The following is a 21,226-nucleotide window of genomic DNA, read 5'->3' on the forward strand; positions in this document are numbered from 1 at the left end:
TGTAGCGGGTGTGCGCTCACCAGAGGGTGTGTGCGCTCCCGGAAGCGCCGGCGCTGCACCCACCGCAACCGCACACCTCACGCCACCGCATCGACCAGCAGCACGAGCGCACCACCCGCCGAGACGACGATGGACACCCATCGCAGCCGACGACGGTCGAGTACGCGGTTCACCCAGCGCGAGGCCACGTACCCGAGCGCGACGACGGGCAGGAGCAGGGCGCCGGTCGCCAGGGAGTGCGCGTCGAGGGAGCCGGTGACCCCCAGCGCGGCGAGCGACATCAGGGAGCCGATCAGGAAGAAGCCGCTCATGGTGCTGCGCAACGCGGCGCCGCTGCTGCCGCTCCAGATCAGCGCCATGGGTGGCCCGCCGATGGAGGTGGCGGTGCCGAGCAGTCCGGACGCGGCGCCCGCCGTCATGAGCGATCCGCGTCGCGGTGTCGGCGACCAGCCGATCGCCGTGGCCACGACGCCGAACAGCACCACTGCGCCGAGCATGATGGAGACTCCCCGCTCGGGCAGCACGACGAGCAGCGCGGCGCCGGCGATCACGCCGGGCACCCGTCCCACCAGTGCCCAGCCGGCCCCGCGCACGTCGATGCTCGTGCGCTCCCGCACCACCACCAGCGCGGTGAGCGCGGTGGCGAGCAGGATGATCGTGCCGGGCACCATCCGCGGATCGATGATGGCCAGGACGGGCGCCGCGACCATCCCCATCCCGAAGCCGATCGACGACTGGAGACACGACGCCGTGAAGATCGCGACGCCCACGACCAGCCATTCGAGGCCGGTCACGCGAGCACGGTCATACGGCCACGGCGTCCGATCTCGGGTGGTGGCACTCGGCGATGTGCAGGTTCCCGAGACGCCCGACCGACGGGGGGATGCCCGTGGCGCAGACGTCCGTCGCGTGCGCGCAGCGCGTGCGGAAACGGCAGCCCGACGGCGGGTTCAGAGGCGACGGTACCTCCCCCTCCAGGAGGATGCGCGAACGCCGGGTCGAGGGATCCAGCGTCGGGGCTGCCGACATCAGTGCCTCGGTGTACGGGTGCGTGGGGTGGTCGAAGACGTCGTCGGTCGGACCGGTCTCGATGATCCGGCCGAGGTACATGACGGCGACCCGGTCGGCGACGTGGCGCACCACCGACAGGTCGTGCGAGATGAAGACGTAGCTGATGCCGAGCTCCTTCTGCAGATCCGAGAGCAGGTTCAGCACCTGCGCCTGGACCGACAGGTCGAGAGCCGAGACGGGCTCGTCGCACACCACGACACTCGGGTCGAGTGCCAGGGCCCGCGCGATGCCGAGACGCTGGCGCTGACCACCTGAGAACTCCTGCGGGTAGCGGTGCTCGTCGCTGGGACGCAGACCGACGAGGTGCAGCAGCTCCCGGACGCGGGCGGCGCGGTCGCGCTTGGTCTTGTACATCGTGCGATGCGTGTGCCACGGCTCCGAGATTATCTCCGCCGCCGACATCCTCGAGTTGAGCGATCCGTACGGGTCCTGGAAGACCATCTGGATCCGACGACGCCACGCGAGCAGTTCCTTGCCCTTGAGGCCGAACGGGTCGACGCCGTCCCACGACACGGTGCCCGTGTCGGGTCGTTCGAGCATCATCAGCGTGCGCGCGAGTGTGGACTTGCCGCAACCGGACTCACCGACGAGGCCGAGGGTCTCGCCGCGTCGCAGCTCGAGGTCGATGCCGTCGAGTGCCCGCAGTTTCTTGTGGCCGCCGCTGCCGGCGGCGACGTCGAACGTCTTGGAGACTCCACGGACCTGGAGCAACGGTGCGGCCTGCGTGGCCGCGGCCTCACTCGCCACTGTCGTCGTAACGGACACCGGACACCTCCTCGGGGAAATGGCATGCGGTCGCACGGCTGGTGCCGGCGACACTGCGGAGCTCGGGGCGCTGCGCGACGCAGACGGCGCGCGCGATGGGGCATCGGGCCTGGTACACGCATCCCGGCGGGATGGAGTGCAGATCCGGCGGGGTGCCGCCGATGGACTTCAGGTGCTCGCCGCGCACGGTGGCGACGGGGACCGAGTCGAGCAGTCCCTTCGTGTAGGGATGCTTCGGGTCGCCGAACACCTCGGCGACGGGTCCCGTTTCGACGACGGTGCCGGCGTACATGACGGCGACGTCGTCGGCTTCCTCCGCGACCAGCGCGAGGTCGTGCGTGATGAGGATGACGGCCATGTCGTGCTCGGTGCGCAGGTCGCGCAGCAACGACATGATCTGCGCCTGCACGGTGACGTCGAGAGCGGTGGTGGGCTCGTCCGCCAGCAGCACGGTGGGCCCCAGGGCGACGGCCATCGCGATGAGCAGGCGCTGACGCATACCGCCCGAGAACTGGTGCGGGTAGGAGTCGGCGCGCGACTCGGGCTCCGGGATGCCCACCCGCTCCATCAGCGAGATCGCTTCGACACGTGCAGCTTTCGCCGACATGCCGCGGTGGATGCGGAACGGTTCCGCCAACTGTGTGCCCACGGTGTAGACGGGGTTCAGCGCCGTCAGGGCGTCCTGGAAGACGATGGCGAGCTCGGTGGCGGCGATGCGGCGTCGAGTCCTGGAGTTCGCCGTCACCAGATCGGTGTCGCCGAGCATGACGGTGCCGTCGACGATGTCGGCGATCGGCTCGAGCAACCCGACGAGGGCCTGGGCCGTCATGGACTTGCCGCAGCCGGATTCGCCCAGCAGTGCGAGTGTGCGGCCGCGCTTCGCGCTGAACGACACTCCGTCGACGGCACGCACGGTGCCCGACGGGGTGCGGATCTCGACGGTCAGACCGTCGACCTCGAGCGCGGTGCGGGCGAGAGCGGGAGCACTCATCGACGTGCCTTTCTCTTCGAACGCGGGAGGGTGAGGCGCCAGCGCTGCGCCGGGTCGGTGGCGATGCGGGCCCACGCGGCCAGCACGGTCGCGGACACGGTGGTGATGACGATCGCGAGTCCGGGGAAGAACGACAGCCACCAGGCGCTCTGCAGGTAGGTGCGGCCCTGGGACACCATGAGGCCCCAGCTGATGTCGGGTGGCTGGATCCCGATGCCGAGGAAGCTGAGCGACGACTCGGCCAGCATCACGAAGCAGAAGTCGAGCGTGGCGACGGTCAGCAACGTGGGCAGCAGAATCGGCACCACGTGGCGACGGATCACCGCGCCGCTGCCGGCGCCGAACGTGCGGGCCGCGTCGACGAAGACTCGCGATCGGAGTTCCGCGCTCTCGGCGCGGGCCGTGCGGAGGTAGATCGGGATGCGGGTGATGGTCAGGATCAGCACGATGTTCGCGGCGCTGGGGGAGAAGACGTACAGCACGACGACGGCCATCAGCAACGACGGGAAGCTCATGATGACGTCGGCGACGCGCATGGCGGCGGTCTCGCGCCAGCCGCGGTGGTAACCGGCCCACATGCCGATGATCGAGCCGATGATGCCGGACAGGATGACTGCGGGGATCGCGACCGACAGCGTGGTCCGGCTGGCGAGGATCAGGCGCGCGAGCATGCTGCGGCCGAGCGGATCGGTGCCGAGGATGTTCATGAAGCCGGTGTCGAGGGAGAACGGCGCCAGGTTGGATCGATCGAGGTCCTGACGGGTGGCGGCGTCGCCGACCAGCATGGGACCGAAGATCGCGGTGAGGAAGACGAGCACCAGGATGCTCGCCGCGATGGTGGCGACGCGGTCCCGCAGCAGCAGACGCCACAGCGGCATGGAGGTCGTGCGCGAGGGCGCCGCGGACTTGGCGTCCGGGGTGGGCGGCAGCACCGGGGGAACCGGAACGCCCGAGCTGTCCTTGCTTGCTTCGAGTGTCATGGGTGTACCTCTCAGACCTTGGCCTTGTCGCGAACCCGTGCGTCGAGCAGCGCGTAGCACGCGTCGATCACGATGTTCAGAACGAAGATGCTCACGGCCGTCAGGAGGACGGCTGCTTGGAGGACGGCGAAGTCGCGCTGCAGGATCGCGTCGATCATCAACTTGCCGATGCCGGGCCACCCGAAGATGGCCTCGACCACGACGGCGCCGTTCACCAGGCCGACGGTGAGGTCGCCGGCGACGGTCAGCGCGGGTGCCGCGGCGTTGCGCAGCGCATGGTGGGTGACGACGCGCAGATCGCCGGCACCCTTGCTGCGAGCGAGGCGGACGTACGGGGCGGACAGGGCCGAGACCATCGCGCCGCGGACCACCTGGGTGAGCACGCCGAGCGGACGGATGAGCAGTGTCGCGATGGGGAGCACCCATGCGACGGCGCCCCCGGTGCCGGAGGTCGGCAGGACACCGAGCACCACGGCAAAGATCCAGACGCCGGTGATGGCGAACCAGAAATCGGGGATGCTCGCGGCCGTCATGGACAGCAGGCTCGAGAACCGGTCGGCGAGAGAGTTGGGACGGTAGGCGGCCCAGCAGCCGATGACGATCGAACCGATCACGGCGAGGAGCATCGTGACGAACGCGAGCTGCAGGGTGGCGGGGAAGGCGCGCAACGCCATGGTGGACGCGGCTTCGCCCGTCCGGAGCGACTCACCGAAGTCGAGGTGCAGTACGCCGCCGAAGTAGTCGGCCATCTGTGTCCACACGGACTGGTCGAAGCCGTTCTGGGCGGCGAACGCCTCGCGCTGGGCGGGTGTCGCCGACTCGGGAAGGTAGAGGCTGGTCGGATCACCGGTCAGACGAGCGAGGAAGAAGACGCCGATGAGGACGACCAGAAGTGGGACGAGGCTGGTGTAGACGCGGCGTCGCAGAAAGGCGAACATGGCGGTCACTCCCTTCCGGAGGAGGGGCTGGTCGGCCTCTCGATCGAGGTGGGCTGCTGGTCGGGGTCGTGATCAGTCGGTCGCATCGGAACTCCGGGTCATCTCGGCCAATCGCATCTCGTCGACGGTGGCGGAATCGGGGGTGTAGTCGATGCGCGGGTCCTTGGCCAACACACCGTTCATGTGCGCGATGTACGCCATCTGCGTGATCTCCTCGGGTTCACGGGCGAAGAGATCGGCGAACGCGGTCTGTCGCTCCTCGTCGGTCAGCGATTCGGCCTCGTCGATTCCCTCGTCGAAGTCGGTTGTGCCGTAGGAGCTCTGGAAGCCGTCGCTGCGCATGTACTGATCCATCGTGAACGCGGCGTCGCCGGCCTGATTGCCGTGCTGGATCACCAGCAGGTAGGGCCCGACGTTCGGGAACGGCCGTTCCTGGAACTCGGCGGTGGCCGCCGTGTCCTTCATCTCGATCTTCACGTTCAGGCCGATGCCGGCCAGCGCGTTCTGGATGACCTCGACGGTCTCGTTGATCTTCGGGAACTGCCCGGTGCGGCCGATGAGGCGGATCTCGGTGTCGACGGGAACACCGTCGGCGCGAGCCTCGTCGATGAGGGCCTTGCCCTTCTCCATGTCGTACGGCCACGGGGTGAGCTCGTCGTTGTAGCCGACGACGCCGTCCGCGATGAGTTGCGCAGCGGGCGCTCCCATTCCGCGGAACAGAGCCTTGACGATGCCCGCGCGGTTGATGGCGTAGTTGATCGCCTCGCGCACGCGCTGATCGTCGAGTGGCGGTGTGGTGGCCTGCATCCGCAAGGCGGTGGTCTCGTTGTTCGGGAAGGCGACACCGAGGTCGCCGGCTCCGTCCTCGGGGCCGAGGCCGGTCGCGATGTCCGCCTCGCCGTTGGTGACCATGGCGGCGCGGACGCTGCCCTCGGTACGCCACTGGTAGACGGCCCGCGTGAATTCCGGTGCGTCGCCCCAGTAGGTGTCGTTGCGCACCAGGGAGAGTCGCTGGCCGTAGTCCCACGAGTCGATGCGGTACGGGCCGGTACCGATCGGCTCGCGGGTCCGCTCGGCGCTACCGACCTCGCTCTTGACCATCTCGATGAACGAGAGCCGAAGCGGCAGAATCGGATCGGGAGTCGGCGAGGCGACGGTCAACGTCGTCGGATCCACGGCGCGGACGGTGAGGTCGTCGTCGCCGAAGACGTATCCCTCGACGTTGCAGGCCAGATCGGAGTTCACGGCGCGATCGACCGACACGGCGGCGTCCTCGGCGTCGAACGGTGTGCCGTCGCTGAAGGTGACGTCGTCGCGCAGGCGGATCGTCCACTCGGTGTCCGACGTGCGCTCCCACGACGTGGCGAGCTTCGGTTCGAGGTCACCCGTGGTGGGGTCACGCTCGATCATGGGTTCGGTGATGTTGGACCGCGTGACCACGCCGATGGCCGTCAGCGAGACATCGCACGGCTCCAGGGTCGGTGGTTCCTGCGGCAGCACGATCCGGACGGTGTCGGGACTCGCGGCGTCTCCGCTGTCCGAGTTCGCGACGGTGCATCCGGTGAGGAGTGCGGACGCGGTGATCACCGACACCAGGGATGTGGCGCGGGTGGATCTCATGGATTCCTCCAAGCTGAGGGGGCTTCACCGGGTGCGAGGTGTCGGGGCTGACGACGCACGCCGAGTGGAGCCGATGGACCGCCTGTGACGGTAGACACACGGTAGGAGTGGGGGGAGTGACCGTCAACAGGCGATCGGCCGGGAAATCGCAGTTCGGGGCCGATTTCGGGCTCGCCGTGACGGCGTCGAGCGGTCCGCATCACACTGCCGAGGCTCTGACCTGCTGCGTCACGAGAAGACACGATATCAATACCGGAAGAGTATGGATCCATGCTAATTGCGTGTTGGACCGGTATTCGTCGGCCGACATACGATCACCCCAGACGATGGCCGTCGCTCCCGGTGGCCGTCGCACGGTGAAGGAGGCGGCATGACCGACGGTGGAACGCCGAGCTCGAACGGATCGGCATCGAGTCCCGATGAGGCGCAGCGATTTTTGCGCGTTCTCCGGGTCGGCGGACTCAAGCCTTCGCTCATGGAGACACTCGAGGCCGGCGGCGCGCTGGTGCTGCCGGACGACGATCGCGACGAAGTGCTCGGCCGGCACGCCGACGAGATCGTCGCCGTCGTGACGTCCGGCCGTGTCGGCGTCAAGGCGGACCTCATGGACCGCCTGCCCGCGCTGCGCGCGATCGTCCACTTCGGAGTCGGGTACGACGGCACCGATGCCGAGGAGGCCCGCCGCCGCGGGATCGGTGTCAGCAACACTCCGGACGTCCTCACCGACGCCGTCGCCGACACCGCCCTCGGGCTGCTCATCGACACCCTCCGCGGCTTCTCCGCCGCCGACCGCTACGTGCGCGCGGGCGAGTGGACCACCAAGCCCATGCCGCCGTTGGCGCGGCAGGTCAGCGGATCTCGGGTCGGCATCCTCGGTCTCGGGCGCATCGGCGGCGCCATCGCGCACCGCCTCGAGGCCTTCGGCTGCACCATCGACTATCACAACCGCAACGTCGTCGAGTCGAGTCCGTACCGGTACCACTCGTCTCCGCGCGAACTCGCTGCGGCAGTGGACGTTCTGGTCGTGGCCGCAGCCGGCGGACCGGAGACGCAGCAGCTCGTCGACAGGGAGACGCTGGACGCGCTGGGGCCGGACGGCTTCCTGATCAACGTGGCTCGCGGCAGCGTCGTGGACGAGGACGCCCTCGTCGAGGCGCTGCAGAGCGGACGGTTGGCCGGCGCCGGGCTCGACGTCTTCGCCCACGAACCCGAGGTGCCGGACGCGCTTCGCGCCCTCGACACCGTGGTGCTGCTTCCCCATGTCGGGAGTGCCACGGTGCAGACTCGCGCCGCGATGGAAGCACTCACCCTCGAGAACCTGAACTCGTTCCTCGCCGACGGCACGCTCGTGACGCCGGTCTTCCAGCCCGATCAGAAGGAGACCCGATGAGCGTCGTCGTGGGATATGCGGACACCGTCGAGGATCGCAACGCACTGCCGTTCGCGTTCCGCGAGGCCAAGATGCGCGGTACCGACGTCACCGTCGTGGTCGACGGTGATCGCAGTGCGGTCGACGAGCTGATCATGGCTGCCCGCACCGACTCCGGCGCCGACGGCGTGGCGGCACGGGTGGCGGAACCGGTACCCGGCCGCTCGCACGCCGACAACCTCGTCGACATGTCCTACGAGCCGGACGTCGAGCTCCTCGTCATCGGCGTGCGTCGCCGCTCACCCGTCGGAAAGCTGTTGCTCGGCAGCCTGTCTCAGCGTGTCCTGCTCGACGCACACTGCCCGGTCGTGGCCGTCAAGCCGCCGGTCGAGGTCGCGCACTAATTCGCGGACGCAGCAGCCGCCGGCCGTGATCTCACTGCAGTGAGGTCACGGCCTTCACGTCCGTCAGCACACGGTGCAGGGCGGGGTTGGCGGCGTCGTGACGCCATGCGGCGTTCAGTCGCACGGGTTCCTCGGTGCTGGAACGGATCTCGCGGAACACGACGCCCTCGGTGTGCATCGTGCGTGCCGAGGCCGGCACCAGTGCGCAGCCCAGGCCGGAGCTCACGAGCATCAACATGGTGTGTACCTGCGTCACGTACTGCACGTATCGAGGCGTGACCCCGGCGACGGTGAAGGTGCTGATGAGGAGCTCGTGGAAGTAGCGGGCATCCACCGGCGAGTACATGATCACGGGTTGATCGTCAAAGTGCGTCACGCTCAGACGCTCCACGTCGAGGAGTTCGTGCCCCTCGGGAAGCGCAGCGACGAGTGCCTCGCGGTGGATGGGCCGCGTCAGAATTCCCGGTCGCGTGACGGTGGGACGGACCAGACCGAGATCCAGTTCCCCGCTCGCCAGGGCGTCGATCTGAATCGACGACACCATCTCCCGCAGCACCAGTTCGACGTCCGGCAGAGCCGCGCGCACGTCCGAGAGCAGCCGAGGCAGGACGGCGTGCGCGGACGCCGCGGTGAAGCCGATGACGACGGTGCCCAGATCACCGGCGGGGACACGCTTGACGGTCAGTGCGGCGCTCTCGGCCAAGCGGACTATCCGGCGGGCGTCGGGCAGGAACGCCACGCCGGCGGCCGTGAGGGTCACCGAGCGTGACGTCCGATCGATCAGCTGCACGCCCAGTTCACTCTCGAGCTGCTGGATCTGCCTGCTGAGCGGGGGCTGGGTCATGTGGAGCCGCTCTGCGGCTCGGCCGAAGTGCAGCTCTTCCGCGACGGCGATGAAGCACGTCAGGCGCGAGAGCGAGAACATCGGCTCAAGATAGCCGACCGTGTGAACGGCCGGTCACCATCGCGGCGAGGAGTTGACGAAGTCGGGTTCGAGACTCTGCCGGTAGCCGGTGTCGTCACGGTCCCTGATCCCGCAGTCGAGGTACTGCTGGTGCAGCCTCGCCAGCGCGTCCTCGTCGAGTTCGACGCCCAGCCCCGGTCCCGTGGGTACCGCGACGGCGCCGTTCTCGATACGCAGAACGCCCGGAACCACGACGTCCTCGGTCTTCCACGGCCAGTGTGTGTCGCAGGCGTACGTGAGATTCGGCGTGGCGCCGGCGAGGTGCACCATCGCGGCGAGCGAGATGCCGAGATGGGAGTTCGAGTGCATCGACAGGCCGAGTCCGAAGGTGTCGCAGATGCCGGCGAGCAACCGTGAGCGTTGCAGTCCACCCCAGTAGTGGTGATCGGACAGCACGACCCCGACCGAGTCGCGTCGGACCGGCGGCTCGAGTTGGTCGAACGCCACGACACACATGTTGGTCGCCAGCGGCATGGCGGCCTTGCGGGCCACCTCCGACATTCCGTCCAGGCCCGGTGTGGGGTCCTCGAGATACTCGACGACACCGGTCAGGGCCGACGCGACCTCGAGGGACGTGTCGACGGTCCACGCCGCGTTGGGATCCAGCCGCAGTGGGAGATCGGGAAACGCCTCGCGCAGCGCGTGCATCGCGGCGATCTCCTGCTCGGGTGGGAACACCCCGCCCTTGAGCTTGATCGCGCCGAAGCCGTACCGGTCGATCATCCGTCGGGCCTGCGCGACGATGCCCTCGGGATCGAGCGCGGCACCCCACTCGTCGTCCGCGGAGCCGGGGTGCCCGGCCCACTTGTAGAAGAGATAGGCACTGAACGGTACGGCCGTGCGCACCAGGCCACCGAGAAGATCGGAGACGGGCCGCCCGAGGATCTTGCCCTGGATGTCGAGGCACGCCACCTCGAACGGCGAGAACACCCGATCGGTGGTGCTGGCCGTCGTGATCATGCCGGCCACCCCGTCACCACCCGTCACCGTCAGGCCACCCAGGCACTCGTCCACGACGGCGCGCAGCGTGTGGAGTGCGAAGACGTCCACCCCGACCATGGCCTCGGCAGCAGCGTTCAGGCGAACGAGATGCGCGGTGTCGGCGTAGGTCTCGCCCAGACCCACGGCGCCGCCGTCGGTCCGGATCTGCACGATCGCGCGCAGAGCGAACGGCTGATGGACTCCGACGGTGTTGAGCAGCGGCGGGTCGGCGAAGGCGACGGGGGTGACGGTGACGGAGGTGATACGGGCGCTCACGAGTGCACGGCCTCCTTGGTGACCGAGTCGGCTGCGAGGGAGTCGGCGAGCACGGCGCGGCCGGCTGCGATGATCGCGGTGAGGGCCTCCACGTCCGCGGGGGCGGCGTCGATCAGCGGTGCCCGAACGGGGCCGGCGGCAACACCTTCGAGGGTGACGCCCGCCTTGATCAGGGAGACGGCGTAGCCGGGTACCGAGTCGCGCAGACGCACGAGTGGGTGGAAGAACTCGCGCAGCAAGGCGTCGGTGAGCGTGACGTCGTCGTTCTCGAGCGAGGTGTAGAACGCCAGGGCCAGCTCCGGGGCGAAGGCGAACGTGGCCGACGAGTAGAGCGTGACGCCGATGGCGCGGTAGGCCTGCTGCGAGACCTCGGCCGTGGGCAGTCCGTTGAAGAACTGGAACGCCTTGCCGGTGGGCGCCAGGGAGTCCTCGACCGCGCGTACGATACGCGAGACGCGATCCAGATCGCCTGTGCCGTCCTTGAATCCGACGACGGTGGGGAAGTGGGCGACCTCGACGGCGGACGCCTCGTCGTAGCGCGCGTTGCCGCGGTTGTAGACGATCACCGGCAGGTCGGTGACGGAGGTGACCTCGCGGGTGTACTCGACCAGGCCGGCCTGCGGCATGGTCACCAGGTAGGGCGGGAGCAGCAGGATGCCGTCGGCACCGTTGTCACGAGCGGATCGGGCGAAGATCTTCGCCTGGGCCACCGAACCACCCGCGCCCGCGTAGACCGGGACGCGGCCGGCGACGGTACGCACCGCGGTGGCGACGATCTCGCCGAACTCGACGGCCTCGAGAGCGTGGAACTCACCGGTGCCACAGGCGATGAAGACACCGCCGGGGCCTGCGTCGACACCCTTCGCGATGTGCTCGGCGAGAAGTGCGTGGTCCACCTCGCCGGAGTCGGTGAAGGGGGTGACAGGGAAGAAGAGGACGCCGTCGAGCATGAGATCTCCTGGTGTACGAGAGGGGGGTGGTGCGGGAAGGCCGGAGGCCGGTCGGTGTGGTGCGGGAAGGCCGGAGGCCGGCCGGTGTGGTGCGTCAGGGTGGTAGAGAGTTCAGTCGCGGGAGAGTTGGCCGTCGACACGCCGCCAGATGCCGTCGGGGTTGCCGTCGGCGATGGCGCTGGGGAGCAACGCGGCGGGAACGTCCTGGTACGCGACAGGGCGCAGGAACCGCTCGATGGCGAGCGAGCCGACCGAAGTCGAGCGTGAGTCGGACGTCGCCGGGTAAGGGCCGCCGTGGACCATCGCGTGGCCCACCTCGACGCCCGTGGGCCACCCGTCGAAGAGGATGCGTCCGGCCTTCAGCTCGAGGACGCGGAGCAGGCGTCCGGCGTCGGCGTGATCGGCGGCGTCGGCGTGGATCGTCGCGGTGAGCTGACCTTCGAGAGCGCGGGCCACGGCGGCGACCTGCTCGGCCGAGGTGCAGCGGACGACGAGCGCGGATGCGCCGAACACTTCGGCCTGCAACACGTCTCGGTCCAGGAACGTCGCGGCGTCGGTGCTGAAGAGTGCCGCGCGGCCGGCGTTGGGTGCGTCGGTGACGGTGCCGCGGGCGACCTCGTCTGCGGCGGCGCTCAGCGCGTCGACACCCTTGCCGTAGCTGTCGGCGATGTTCGGCGTCAGCATGGTGGTCGGGGTGCTGGCCGCGACGGCGTCCGCAGCGGCCGCGACGAAGGCGTCGAGTTCCGGTCCGTCCTGCGCGATGACGAGGCCGGGATTGGTGCAGAACTGTCCGGAGCCGAGCGTCAGGGAGGCGACGAAGGCTCGGCCCAGATCTGCGGCCCGCGTCTCGAGGGCGTGCGGGAACAGGAACACCGGGTTGATGGAGCTCATCTCGGCGTACACCGGGATCGGTTCCGGTCGACCGGCTGCGGCGCGTACCAGAGCGGTGCCGCCGGAACGGGATCCAGTGAAGCCGACGGCCTTGACGCGCGGGTCGGTGACCAGAGCGGTGCCGATGGTGCGGCCGTCGCCGTAGACGAGCGAGAACACTCCTGCCGGCATGCCGGTCGACGCGGCGGCCTCGGTGATCGCGCGGCCGACGTACTCGGACGTACCCGGGTGGGCGTCGTGGGCCTTGACGATGACGGGGCATCCGGCGGCGAGTGCCGATGCGGTGTCGCCGCCGCCGACGGAGAAGGCGAGCGGGAAGTTGCTGGCGCCGAACACGACCACCGGTCCGAGTGAGACCGTCCGCTGGCGGATGTCGGCGCGGGGAAGGGGTGCGCGATCCGGCTGTGCGGGGTCGATGCGGGCACCGTTCCAGCTGCCCTCGCGGAGCACCGAGGCGAACAGGCGGAGCTGTCCGCTGGTGCGGCCGACCTCACCGGTGATCCGACCGACGGGCAGGCCGGACTCGGCCACCGCGCGCTCGATGAGCGTCTCGCCCAGCGCCTCGATGTTGTCGGCGATGGCGTCGAGGAAGTTGGCGCGCGCCTCGGACGTGGTGGAGCGGTAGGCGTCGAAGGCCTCGTCCGCCGCCGCGCAGGCCGCGTCGACGTCGGCCATCGTGCCGTGCCGGTAGGCGGGCTCGAGATCCGCGCCGGTGGACGGATCGATGCCGTGGACGGTCGTGCCGGTGCCGGGGACGGTGGACCCGGCGATGATCAGCTCCCCGGTCAGAGGAGCGGTCGTCGTCACCGTTGCAGTCATCAGTGCATCAGCCCTTCTCGCAGTGCGTGGTTGTACAGACGACGCTAAGGCGCGGTGTCATACAAGTCCAAGTCAAAATTGCACTGCAGCGATGCACTGTCGGTATCGACAGGGGTGACGCCTCGGTTCCCGCGGGCGTTGTGTGTTCCCGTGGTGGTTGCAGCGGCCGCGGGAACACGGAACGTCAGCGGGAGCGCACTCGCACGGCGACCGTGCCCACGAGAACGACGACTGCCGCCGTCGCGGCAGTCCACCCGACGATGGTGTTCAGGACCTCGCCGGACAGGCGCCCCTGCGCGACCCACCCGAGTCCCCACGCGAGAGACAGTGCGGGCGCGATCCGTCCGGCGGAGGCGGTGGCCAGGAACAGTCCGACGAGCGCCGCGACGACGAGCACGAGGACGGCCCACAGGGTGGCCGCCGACTCGACGCCCGTCGACGCGAGCCATGCGCTGACATTCGCGACTGTCGCGATCGCCACCCACCCGAGGTAGAGGCCCATCGTCCCGTCGGTGATCAGCGTGTCGACGGCGGTGGTCCGCGGAGCCGCGATCAGCCGCGCGAGCACGAACGCCAGGCTCGCGAGCAGCGCGACGATCACGACGACGCTCAGCAGTACCTGCCCGAACTGCACCACGGTGATCCACGCGGCATTGAGCAGCATCGTCACGGCGATGGGTACGCGGAGTGCTCGTTGCCGCTCGGACCGGCGCTGGGCGGGCAGAGCCTGCCACACCGCGTAGGCGATCAGTCCGAGGTAGATGACCGACCAGATGGAGAATGCGGGCCCCGCCGGTGCGACCAGGGTGGCGGTCGCGCTGAGGGCGCCGTCGGCTGCTTCGGCGATCGGTGTGCCGACCACGGCGCCCGAGCCCAGGAATCCACCGACGACGGCGATGATCGCGCTGACGACGACCAGGAGAACCTGGCCCGACGATGCGGGCTCGGTGCGCTGCCGAGGTGTGGCCGTGTCATGGGTCATGGGAGTCCTTCGAGCGAGTGGATGGTGGCCGTGGAGTGCCCGAAACCGCGATCCGAGAAACAGGGTGAAAGATTTGTGTGACCCACCATTCCAGTATCGGCATCAGGGATTGGCCGATATTGCCCACTGGAACCGCTCTTATACAATGGCGCAGTAATGGCTAATAATGGCTGGCTGGGGCCATTTCGCCGGGCCGCGCATGGTGTAACTCCCCGGTGGCGAACGGTTTTGAGATACGTCCCAAAGAGCTTCCCGGATCCCCCATCCGCTTTGGGACATGTAACGAATGGGTAATCAGCTAGCGAAGCAATGGTTGAACCGCGCCGACCTCCGGCGTGGAGGACACGACGGAAGTGAACCCCATGAACAAGACCACGAAGGGTGCCCTCGCTGCGGGTGCCGCCGGTATCCTCCTGCTCGGTGGCGCGGGAAGCTACGCGCTGTGGAGTGACGCCGAGACCGTCCAGGGCGGCACCATCACGGCGGGCAACCTGGACATCTCGCCGGTCGCCGCAGGTGTGTGGACCGACGTCTCGCCGGGACCGGTCAAGACGCCGGGCCCCCTCGACATCACCACGTTCCGGATGGTTCCGGGCGACGTCCTCCAGTACAAGGCGCAGTACCGAGTACTCGCGGACGGCGAGAATCTTCGTGCGACGATCGCCGCGGATGCTCAGAGCATCCAGCGCACTGGCGAACTGACCCCGACGAACACCCCGGTGTCGTTGGTCAGCACGTACAACGGCACCCCCCTCGCCAACAACCAGATCACGGAGGCGGACAACAACCGCCTCGTCGATGTCACGGTGACCGTCACGTTCGTCGAGACGACGCCGAACCAGGTGGGAACCGAGGACTCGGTGAACCTGTCCGCCTTTCGGATCAACCTGCAGCAGGCCGCCCGCACGACTGCTCCCTGACGCGCCGATCTGCCTGATTCCGAACACCCATCCAGCGAGGTGAACTGACGTGCCGCGGAAAATGTGGCTCGGGGCGGCGGTCGTGGGGGCCGCCGCCCTGGTGTTCGGCTCGGTGCAGAGCACCGGGGCGCTCTGGCGTGACGACGTGACGGTGGCCGGTGCGACCGTTCGGACCGGAACGTTGTCACTGGCCGCCGGATCGCCGTCCGGGTCGGACTACGTGTTCAGCGAACTGACCAAGAACCCGGTGGCTCTGAACGAGGCGGTGCAGGCGCCGCTGGTGATCACCAACACCGGTGACACCCCGCTACGCTTCCGGTTGTCCGCTGCGGGCCCGGCCGTCTCCACGGCGAACGCCGCCGCGACGGTGTCCCTCGCCGGTGCGGTGCTGTCGTCTGGCGCCACGTGCTCCGCGACCACTCCGATGGGGACGGCCTTCGGAACCTTCACGACGTCCGCTCCGACCACCGCGGTTGCCCCGTTGTGGCAGAGCCTTGCCAAGGGTGCGAGTCAGACCTGGTGTATCAGAACGACTCTCACTCAGGTCACGTCGACCAGCGCGGTGGCCTACACCCACCGCTTCGCCTTCGCAGTGGAGCAGACACGATGACGACACACGAGGACGCGACCGAACGCCGCACCGGTCCGTTGTGGTGGATCGGCACCGTTCTGTCCTGGGTGCTGCTGATCGGCGTGGTGGGTGTGCTTCTGGCCGCCGTGGTCGTGCCGAAGGTTGCCGGGGCGCAGCCGTATACGATCCTGACCCAGTCGATGGAACCCACGTACCCTCCGGGCACCCTCGTCGTCGTCAAGCCCAGCGAGCAACTGAGCGTCGGATCATCGATCACGTACCAGATCCGCTCGGGCGAGCCCGACGTCGTGACACACCGCATCATCGCGACCGGTCTGGACAAGGACGGCGCTCGGGTCTACACCACTCAGGGCGATAACAATCCGCAGCCCGACCCGGATGTCGTGCAGCCGGGCCAGATTCGCGGCGCAGTCTGGTATGCCATCCCGTACCTCGGCTACGTCAACAACTGGCTCACCGGTCAGACGCGCACCCTCGTCGTGGGTGCCGGCGCTGCACTGCTGTTCCTCTACGCCGCAGCACAGTTCGTCTCGGCAGCGCGGGACCGACGACGTACGGGTAGGCACGCGTCGTGACGTTCTCGGTGAGCACCCCCACCAGCGTTCGTCTTCGAGCGATCCTGGCGTCCGGCCTGGTGTTCGGCCTCGGCACCGTCGGGACCCTCGCCGCGTGGTCGACGTCCTCGACGACGACGTCCGGCCAGTTCCTCACCGGGTCGGTCGACATCACCGTCAACGGAACAGAGGGCGCACCTACGCCCGCCACGATCACCCTGCCCGCGGGAAACATCCTGCCCGGCAGGTCGACTGCGGCGCTCGTGAACGTCCGGAACGCGGGTAATATCGCCTTCACCTACACCCCCACCGCGGTGACGTCGACCGGTGGCCTCGGTACCAGCCTGACCACCACGGTGAGAGCGGGCACAGGTGTCGCCGTTAGTTCTGTCACGACCGGTCTCACGTGCACTGGGGGTACGACGCCCGTCCTGACCACGTCACGCCCGCTGGCTGTCGGCGCGACCGAGTCGCTGTGTGTCCAGTTCGATCTGTCGATCAACGCAGCCAACACCCTGCAGGGTGTCAACAACACCGTGACGTTCACCTTCGCTGCGACGGGGGTGGGAAGTGCCTGACCAGTTCGAAACATCCGATCGGCGGCGCCGGGTCGCCGACCGCGCACTCACCGCCGCCGCCGTGCTCGGCGCCCTCTGCATCGTGTTCGCGGTCTGCGCCTCCGTGTTCTCGTTGACACCCTTGGTCTTCCGATCGGGCTCGATGGAACCGTCGATTCCCACCGGATCGCTGGCGCTCGCGCGGGAGACTCCCGCGGTGGAGGTTCAGGTCGGAGATGTGGTCAGCGTTCTGCGATCCGACGGGTCGCGCATCACTCACCGCGTGGACCGCGTCGACTTCGCCGAGGGGGAGACCGCCGTCCTGATCCTGAAGGGTGACGCCAACTCCACACCGGACGCCGATCCGTACATCCTGTCTTCCGTCGACCGGGTCGTCGCGCACGTGCCGTACGCGGGCTACGCAGCGTCCTGGTTGTCCACACCGTTCGCGTGGGTCGTCGGCGGTCTCGCCGCGGCGGCTCTGCTGTACGTCGTTGTACGGCCGACAAGTCTCCGCAGGGAATCGCCCGTCCCGCCTGGTCGTCATCGGGTGCATTCCGGGGTCGCGGCAGCACTGGTGGCGGTCGTGGTGGTCCCCGGATTCGCGGCGACGCAGGGTACCGAGGCAGCCCTGAACGACACAGCGCAGGCGCGGGCCGTTCCGACGGCCGCGACGATGGTCCGGCCGGCAAGCTTCACCTGCACCACGACGGGAACGGGAAGCAACAGGGTCGCCAACCTCAGTTGGCCGGCCGGCGATCCGCTGTACGGCTATCGGGTCGTCTTCACACCCACCGGGCTCCTCGGTGGTACCACTCAGACCGTCGATGTGCCGCCGGGAGCGCCGACGACGGCAGTGCCGCCGGGTACCGGATTCGTCATCCAGAACTACCGTGTGACGCTCGTGTCGAGGGTGGGCAACTTCGTCTCGACGCCCGCTCTGACACGCGACATCTCGATCGTCGGGCTGGGGTCCAACGTCACGTCCAGTTGCGACACAGTCGGCACCACGACGGGTCCCGCGGCTGCTCCGCTCGCCGCCGCTCGGGTCGCTCCGTCCACCACAGCAACGGCACCATCGACGACGCCTGCACCCGGCACCACGACTCCGGTTCCCGCATCCACGACAACCGCGCCCCCGGTCACCTCGACCACCACCACGACCGTCGCCCCGGCTCCGACCACCACACCTTTTGTGACGACGACGGCAGCCCCGCCGCCGCCCCCGCCGACGAGCACCACCCCACCGCCCCCACCGGCGAGCGCGTTCGTGGCCGACGGAGGCTCGGCGACGAGCGGCGCGACCACCGCGTCGGTCGCGGGGAACACCCTGACGCTGACCGGACCGGACGGCACGTCGCTGTACTCCCGCACCCTCACGCCGAGTGCGCGGTACGGCTCGGGCGTCGTCTTCTCGACCACGGGTGACCTGTACGTCCTGGCAGATTCCGGGGTGTCGCGCATCGTCGTGGCGAACGGTGTCGCCACCGAGAGTGCCGCGTCGACGGCCGAACTCCCGGCTGACATCGGCGCCCTTCTCTGACCTCTCGCGAGAGAGGTCCGGCGTTTCCGTGTCCGGGGGCGCGGGCACACTGGGGCCACCGACACGAAGGAGATCACCGGTGGACCACAGAGGCGTGCTCATCGACGCGTACGACCGCATCAAGGAGACCGTGCACACGACGCTCGACGGCCTGGATCGGGAGGCGCTGACCTACCGCATCGATCCGGAGGCCAACACCATCGCCTGGCTGGTGTGGCATCTCGCGCGGGTGCAGGACGATCACGTCGCGGGGGTGGCGGGCAGCGAGCAGGTCTACACAGCGGACGGATGGAACGCCCGCTTCGCGCTTCCGTTCGACGACGACGCCATCGGGTACGGGCAGTCGACGGAGGACGTGGGCAAGGTCGACGTCGACGCTGAGCTCCTCGCCGGGTACGTCGATGCCGTTCATGCGCGCACCGTCGAGTACCTCGACACCCTCACGGCAGAAGACCTCGACCGGGTGATCGACGAGAATTGGGATCCGCCGGTCACTCTGGCCGTCCGCCTCGTCAGTGTCGTGTCTGACGATCTACAGCACATCGGCCAGGCGGCCTTCATCCGTGGAGTCGTCGAGCGGCGGTGAGAGAGCCCCGTGTCGGACGGCCGTGACATCGTTACGGCACTCAGCACGAGAGGACCCGAACGATGACCACCACCACCTGGCCGCTGCGTTGGCCGGCGTCCGCACGCGATGTCGCCGACGGCATCGTCCGACTCTCCGCGGCGCTGCGAGAGTCCGATGCCGACGCGGTCGACGATGCTGTGTCGGAACTGGCCTCGCAGAACGGTGTTCGCGTCGAGGACGTCTACGCCGCGATCCTGCGGATGCTCCTCGAGGCTGCTCATCCCGACGGCCTCGACGGTGACGACGTGGGCGCCGTCGTCCGCGAGGCGGCCGCGAAGGACACCGGGTCGGATCCGTCGGACGTCGTGGCCGTGGTGCTCGGCACCCTGGGGGTCCATCCGGAACCGGAGCGTCGGACGAGCGGGTCGAGCGCCGAGGACGAGAATCAGGACCCCGACGACCGTCGAGACGACGGCCAGGTGGTCGTGGCGAGAATGGCCGCGGCGCCTGCGATCCGTGCGTCGGCGGCGGTCACGGACGTGCTCCTCGCCCGCATCGGATCACCGATCGAGGCCGTGGTGACCATGGTCGTCGACGACATCGCCGCCGCGGAGACCATCGAGTGGCCGTGATCGCTCGTCCGATCCGGTGGCACCGGCACGGGTAACGTGAGTCCCCATGCGCGAGACACTGACGTGGGACCTGTTCGGCACGGCGTCGCGTGAGCTCACACGCACCGTCGTGGACAGTGGCTTCCGGCCGGACATCGTCATCGCGATCGCACGCGGCGGACTCATCCCGGCCGGGGCTCTGGCCTACGCGATGGGTGTGAAGGCCGCCGGCACGCTCAACGTCGAGTTCTACACCGACGTCGAGGAGACGCTGCCGGATCCGGTGGTGCTCGCGCCATTGCTCGACACCGATGCACTCGTGGGCAAGAAGCTGCTCGTCGTGGACGACGTCGCCGACTCCGGGCGCACTCTCGCGCTGGTCGTGGGCTTACTGAAAGAGCATGCGGCAGAGGTGAAGTCCGCCGTCGTCTACACCAAGCCCCGCACCATCATCACGCCGGACTTCTCGTGGCGGGAGACCGATCTGTGGATCGAGTTCCCGTGGTCCTCGGAGCCGGTCATCGAACGGAATTGACCTGCTGCCGTCAGCGGATCGCCACCTCGGCGCCGCGGAGTGCGGGTGCGCCGATCAGCGTCGTCCAGGACGGGACCGCGGTGGGCTCGACGCCGCTGCCCTGTCCGTAGATGACGGCCAGCGTGTCTCGCTCGGCGTCCGATCCGGCGTAGGACGCGTCGGCTGGAACGGGTGACTGCTGGGGGAGCGATGCGTACTCGATGTCCTGCGGGCCGGGATTGCGCGAGGGCACCTGGTACGACCCGTCGTTGAGTCCACTGCCCGGGTACTGCGGGAAGAACCGTCCGGGTGCGGTGACGTCCTGATAGCAGGCGGCCGGCCTGTCGTCGAAGAGGCGCGGTTCGTCCTGGTTGGGGAGGTAGCCGCCGCGCGGGTTGACGAAATTGATGGTGGCGCGCGCACCGGGGTACGGATCACCCACTCCCAGAATGCGTCTCGCCTCCCCGATCAGGCCCGCGAACTTGGGCAGCATGCACCCGAACGTGGGGGAGAACTCGGCGAGCAACTCCAACGTCTCTCTGCTGCCGTCGGCGATGGTGATGATCGACTCGGCGTTCGCCGCGAGCAGGTCCGCGGTGCTGCCGGACGATGCGGTCGCCGACGTCAGAAGCGTGTCGACGGCGGGACGTCGCTCGACGAGCGTGTTGCCCGTGACGGTGAGATTGTCGAGTGCGTCGAGCAGATCGGGAGCCGCGGTGGAGTAGGTCTCCGTCAGGGCGGCGAAGTCGACGAGATCCTGCTGCAGCGCCGGCAGCTCACGGCTGAGGCCGGTGACGATCTCGTCGAGTCGGTCGAGTGTGCGACCCAGTGCCTCGCCCCGCCCGTCGAGGGCCTGCGACAGCGCGCCCAGAGTGGTGGCCAGCTTGTCCGGGGGAATGGCGTCGAGCAAGGGCAGCAGGCTGTCCAGTAATTGGCCGACCTCGATGGCGTTGCCGCTCGTGTCCTGCTCGATGACGTCGCCCTCCGCGATGGGAGTGCCCGTTCCTCCTCGCGGAATCTGAAGTGCGACGTAGCGCTCGCCGAACAGCGTCTTGGGCAACAGGCGCGCCGTCACGGACGCCGGAATCATCGGCGCGGAGTCCTCCTCGAGCGCGATGCGGGAGATCACGACACCGTTCTCCGTGGTCGACGATCGCACCTGGCCGACGATGACTCCCCGCACCTTGACGTCGGCGTCGGGTGGCAGCGCGTTTCCCACCGAATCGGTGCGCAGTTCCACCGTCACCACGGACTCGAATGTCCGGGCGTACACCGCGGTGGTGAAGCCGACGAAGGCCACCACGGCCAGAAAGAACGCGAGACCGGAAAGGCGGCGCACCATCATCCGGGAATGGTGACCGCGATC

The 21,226-nt window shown here is 68.6% G+C and carries 22 protein-coding genes; 10 read left to right on the forward strand and 12 right to left on the reverse strand.

Annotation, left to right across the window (positions count from 1 at the left end):
* Window positions 1-77 precede the first annotated feature (77 nt).
* The 6 genes from OG947_RS14930 to OG947_RS14955 form a co-directional block, all read right to left on the reverse strand.
* Window positions 78-794 (reverse strand): sulfite exporter TauE/SafE family protein, encoded by a 717-nt coding sequence (locus tag OG947_RS14930; protein ID WP_328812168.1) that lies wholly within the window; start codon window positions 792-794, stop codon window positions 78-80.
* A gap of 10 nt (window positions 795-804) precedes the next feature.
* Window positions 805-1,836 carry an ABC transporter ATP-binding protein gene (locus OG947_RS14935; RefSeq protein WP_231476221.1) on the reverse strand — a complete coding sequence of 344 codons (1,032 nt, stop codon included), beginning with the start codon at window positions 1,834-1,836 and terminating at the stop codon, window positions 805-807.
* Window positions 1,808-2,827, reverse strand: a complete 1,020-nt coding sequence (locus OG947_RS14940) for an ABC transporter ATP-binding protein (protein WP_307108320.1) — start codon at window positions 2,825-2,827, stop codon at window positions 1,808-1,810. The genes OG947_RS14935 and OG947_RS14940 overlap by 29 nt, the downstream gene beginning before the upstream one ends.
* A complete protein-coding gene (locus tag OG947_RS14945) occupies window positions 2,824-3,807 on the reverse strand; it encodes an ABC transporter permease (protein ID WP_328812169.1) in 984 nt (327 codons plus the stop codon). The genes OG947_RS14940 and OG947_RS14945 overlap by 4 nt, the downstream gene beginning before the upstream one ends.
* Before the next feature lie 11 nt (window positions 3,808-3,818).
* Window positions 3,819-4,745, reverse strand: a complete 927-nt coding sequence (locus OG947_RS14950; protein WP_027504709.1) for an ABC transporter permease — start codon at window positions 4,743-4,745, stop codon at window positions 3,819-3,821.
* 72 nt (window positions 4,746-4,817) lie between these two features.
* Window positions 4,818-6,365: an ABC transporter substrate-binding protein gene (locus OG947_RS14955; protein WP_328812170.1), complete on the reverse strand. Its 1,548-nt coding sequence runs from the start codon at window positions 6,363-6,365 to the stop codon at window positions 4,818-4,820.
* 370 nt (window positions 6,366-6,735) lie between these two features.
* Between OG947_RS14955 and OG947_RS14960 the strand changes: the two genes are divergently transcribed.
* Both OG947_RS14960 and OG947_RS14965 read left to right on the forward strand, forming a co-directional pair.
* Window positions 6,736-7,755 carry a 2-hydroxyacid dehydrogenase gene (locus OG947_RS14960; protein ID WP_328812172.1) on the forward strand — a complete coding sequence of 340 codons (1,020 nt, stop codon included), beginning with the start codon at window positions 6,736-6,738 and terminating at the stop codon, window positions 7,753-7,755.
* Complete coding sequence (locus OG947_RS14965) at window positions 7,752-8,138, forward strand: universal stress protein (RefSeq protein WP_027504712.1); 387 nt, start codon at window positions 7,752-7,754, stop codon at window positions 8,136-8,138. The genes OG947_RS14960 and OG947_RS14965 overlap by 4 nt, the downstream gene beginning before the upstream one ends.
* Before the next feature lie 31 nt (window positions 8,139-8,169).
* Here OG947_RS14965 and OG947_RS14970 read toward each other — a convergent pair whose 3' ends face one another.
* From OG947_RS14970 to OG947_RS14990, 5 genes are all read right to left on the reverse strand, one after another.
* Window positions 8,170-9,063 (reverse strand): LysR substrate-binding domain-containing protein, encoded by an 894-nt coding sequence (locus OG947_RS14970; protein WP_027504713.1) that lies wholly within the window; start codon window positions 9,061-9,063, stop codon window positions 8,170-8,172.
* 33 nt (window positions 9,064-9,096) lie between these two features.
* The gene (locus OG947_RS14975; RefSeq protein ID WP_328812173.1) at window positions 9,097-10,359 is read right to left on the reverse strand and encodes a glucarate dehydratase family protein; all 1,263 of its coding nucleotides are present in this window, start codon (window positions 10,357-10,359) and stop codon (window positions 9,097-9,099) included.
* Window positions 10,356-11,309, reverse strand: coding sequence for a 5-dehydro-4-deoxyglucarate dehydratase (locus OG947_RS14980; RefSeq protein WP_222631604.1), 954 nt, complete (start codon window positions 11,307-11,309; stop codon window positions 10,356-10,358). Before OG947_RS14980 ends, OG947_RS14975 begins: the two co-directional genes overlap by 4 nt.
* 111 nt (window positions 11,310-11,420) lie before the next feature.
* Window positions 11,421-13,019, reverse strand: a complete 1,599-nt coding sequence (locus tag OG947_RS14985; RefSeq protein WP_328812174.1) for an aldehyde dehydrogenase (NADP(+)) — start codon at window positions 13,017-13,019, stop codon at window positions 11,421-11,423.
* Between the two features lie 184 nt (window positions 13,020-13,203).
* Entirely contained in the window at window positions 13,204-14,001 is a 798-nt protein-coding gene (locus tag OG947_RS14990; protein ID WP_328812175.1) for a TspO/MBR family protein, read from the reverse strand.
* 362 nt (window positions 14,002-14,363) lie between these two features.
* On the opposite strand from OG947_RS14990, the gene OG947_RS14995 reads away from it, so the two are divergent.
* From OG947_RS14995 to OG947_RS15030, 8 genes are all read left to right on the forward strand, one after another.
* A complete protein-coding gene (locus tag OG947_RS14995) occupies window positions 14,364-14,921 on the forward strand; it encodes an alternate-type signal peptide domain-containing protein (RefSeq protein ID WP_027504718.1) in 558 nt (185 codons plus the stop codon).
* A gap of 49 nt (window positions 14,922-14,970) precedes the next feature.
* Window positions 14,971-15,531, forward strand: coding sequence for a hypothetical protein (locus OG947_RS15000; protein ID WP_328812176.1), 561 nt, complete (start codon window positions 14,971-14,973; stop codon window positions 15,529-15,531).
* Window positions 15,528-16,088 carry a signal peptidase I gene (locus tag OG947_RS15005; protein WP_307091496.1) on the forward strand — a complete coding sequence of 187 codons (561 nt, stop codon included), beginning with the start codon at window positions 15,528-15,530 and terminating at the stop codon, window positions 16,086-16,088. Before OG947_RS15000 ends, OG947_RS15005 begins: the two co-directional genes overlap by 4 nt.
* On the forward strand, window positions 16,085-16,645 hold the full coding sequence (locus OG947_RS15010) for a hypothetical protein (protein WP_328811273.1): 561 nt from the start codon (window positions 16,085-16,087) through the stop codon (window positions 16,643-16,645). Before OG947_RS15005 ends, OG947_RS15010 begins: the two co-directional genes overlap by 4 nt.
* On the forward strand, window positions 16,638-18,167 hold the full coding sequence (locus OG947_RS15015) for a signal peptidase I (RefSeq protein ID WP_328812177.1): 1,530 nt from the start codon (window positions 16,638-16,640) through the stop codon (window positions 18,165-18,167). The genes OG947_RS15010 and OG947_RS15015 overlap by 8 nt, the downstream gene beginning before the upstream one ends.
* A 79-nt stretch (window positions 18,168-18,246) precedes the next feature.
* On the forward strand, window positions 18,247-18,753 hold the full coding sequence (locus OG947_RS15020) for a mycothiol transferase (protein ID WP_307108326.1): 507 nt from the start codon (window positions 18,247-18,249) through the stop codon (window positions 18,751-18,753).
* 62 nt (window positions 18,754-18,815) lie between these two features.
* Window positions 18,816-19,367 (forward strand): hypothetical protein, encoded by a 552-nt coding sequence (locus OG947_RS15025; protein ID WP_328812178.1) that lies wholly within the window; start codon window positions 18,816-18,818, stop codon window positions 19,365-19,367.
* Between the two features lie 46 nt (window positions 19,368-19,413).
* Complete coding sequence (locus tag OG947_RS15030; RefSeq protein WP_222632966.1) at window positions 19,414-19,881, forward strand: phosphoribosyltransferase; 468 nt, start codon at window positions 19,414-19,416, stop codon at window positions 19,879-19,881.
* A 10-nt stretch (window positions 19,882-19,891) separates the two neighbouring features.
* Here the strand turns inward: OG947_RS15030 and OG947_RS15035 are convergent, their stop codons facing one another.
* A complete protein-coding gene (locus tag OG947_RS15035) occupies window positions 19,892-21,202 on the reverse strand; it encodes an MCE family protein (RefSeq protein WP_328814035.1) in 1,311 nt (436 codons plus the stop codon).
* Window positions 21,203-21,226 lie beyond the last annotated feature (24 nt).

The organism is Rhodococcus sp. NBC_00297 (assembly GCF_036173065.1).
GTDB lineage: Bacteria > Actinomycetota > Actinomycetes > Mycobacteriales > Mycobacteriaceae > Rhodococcoides.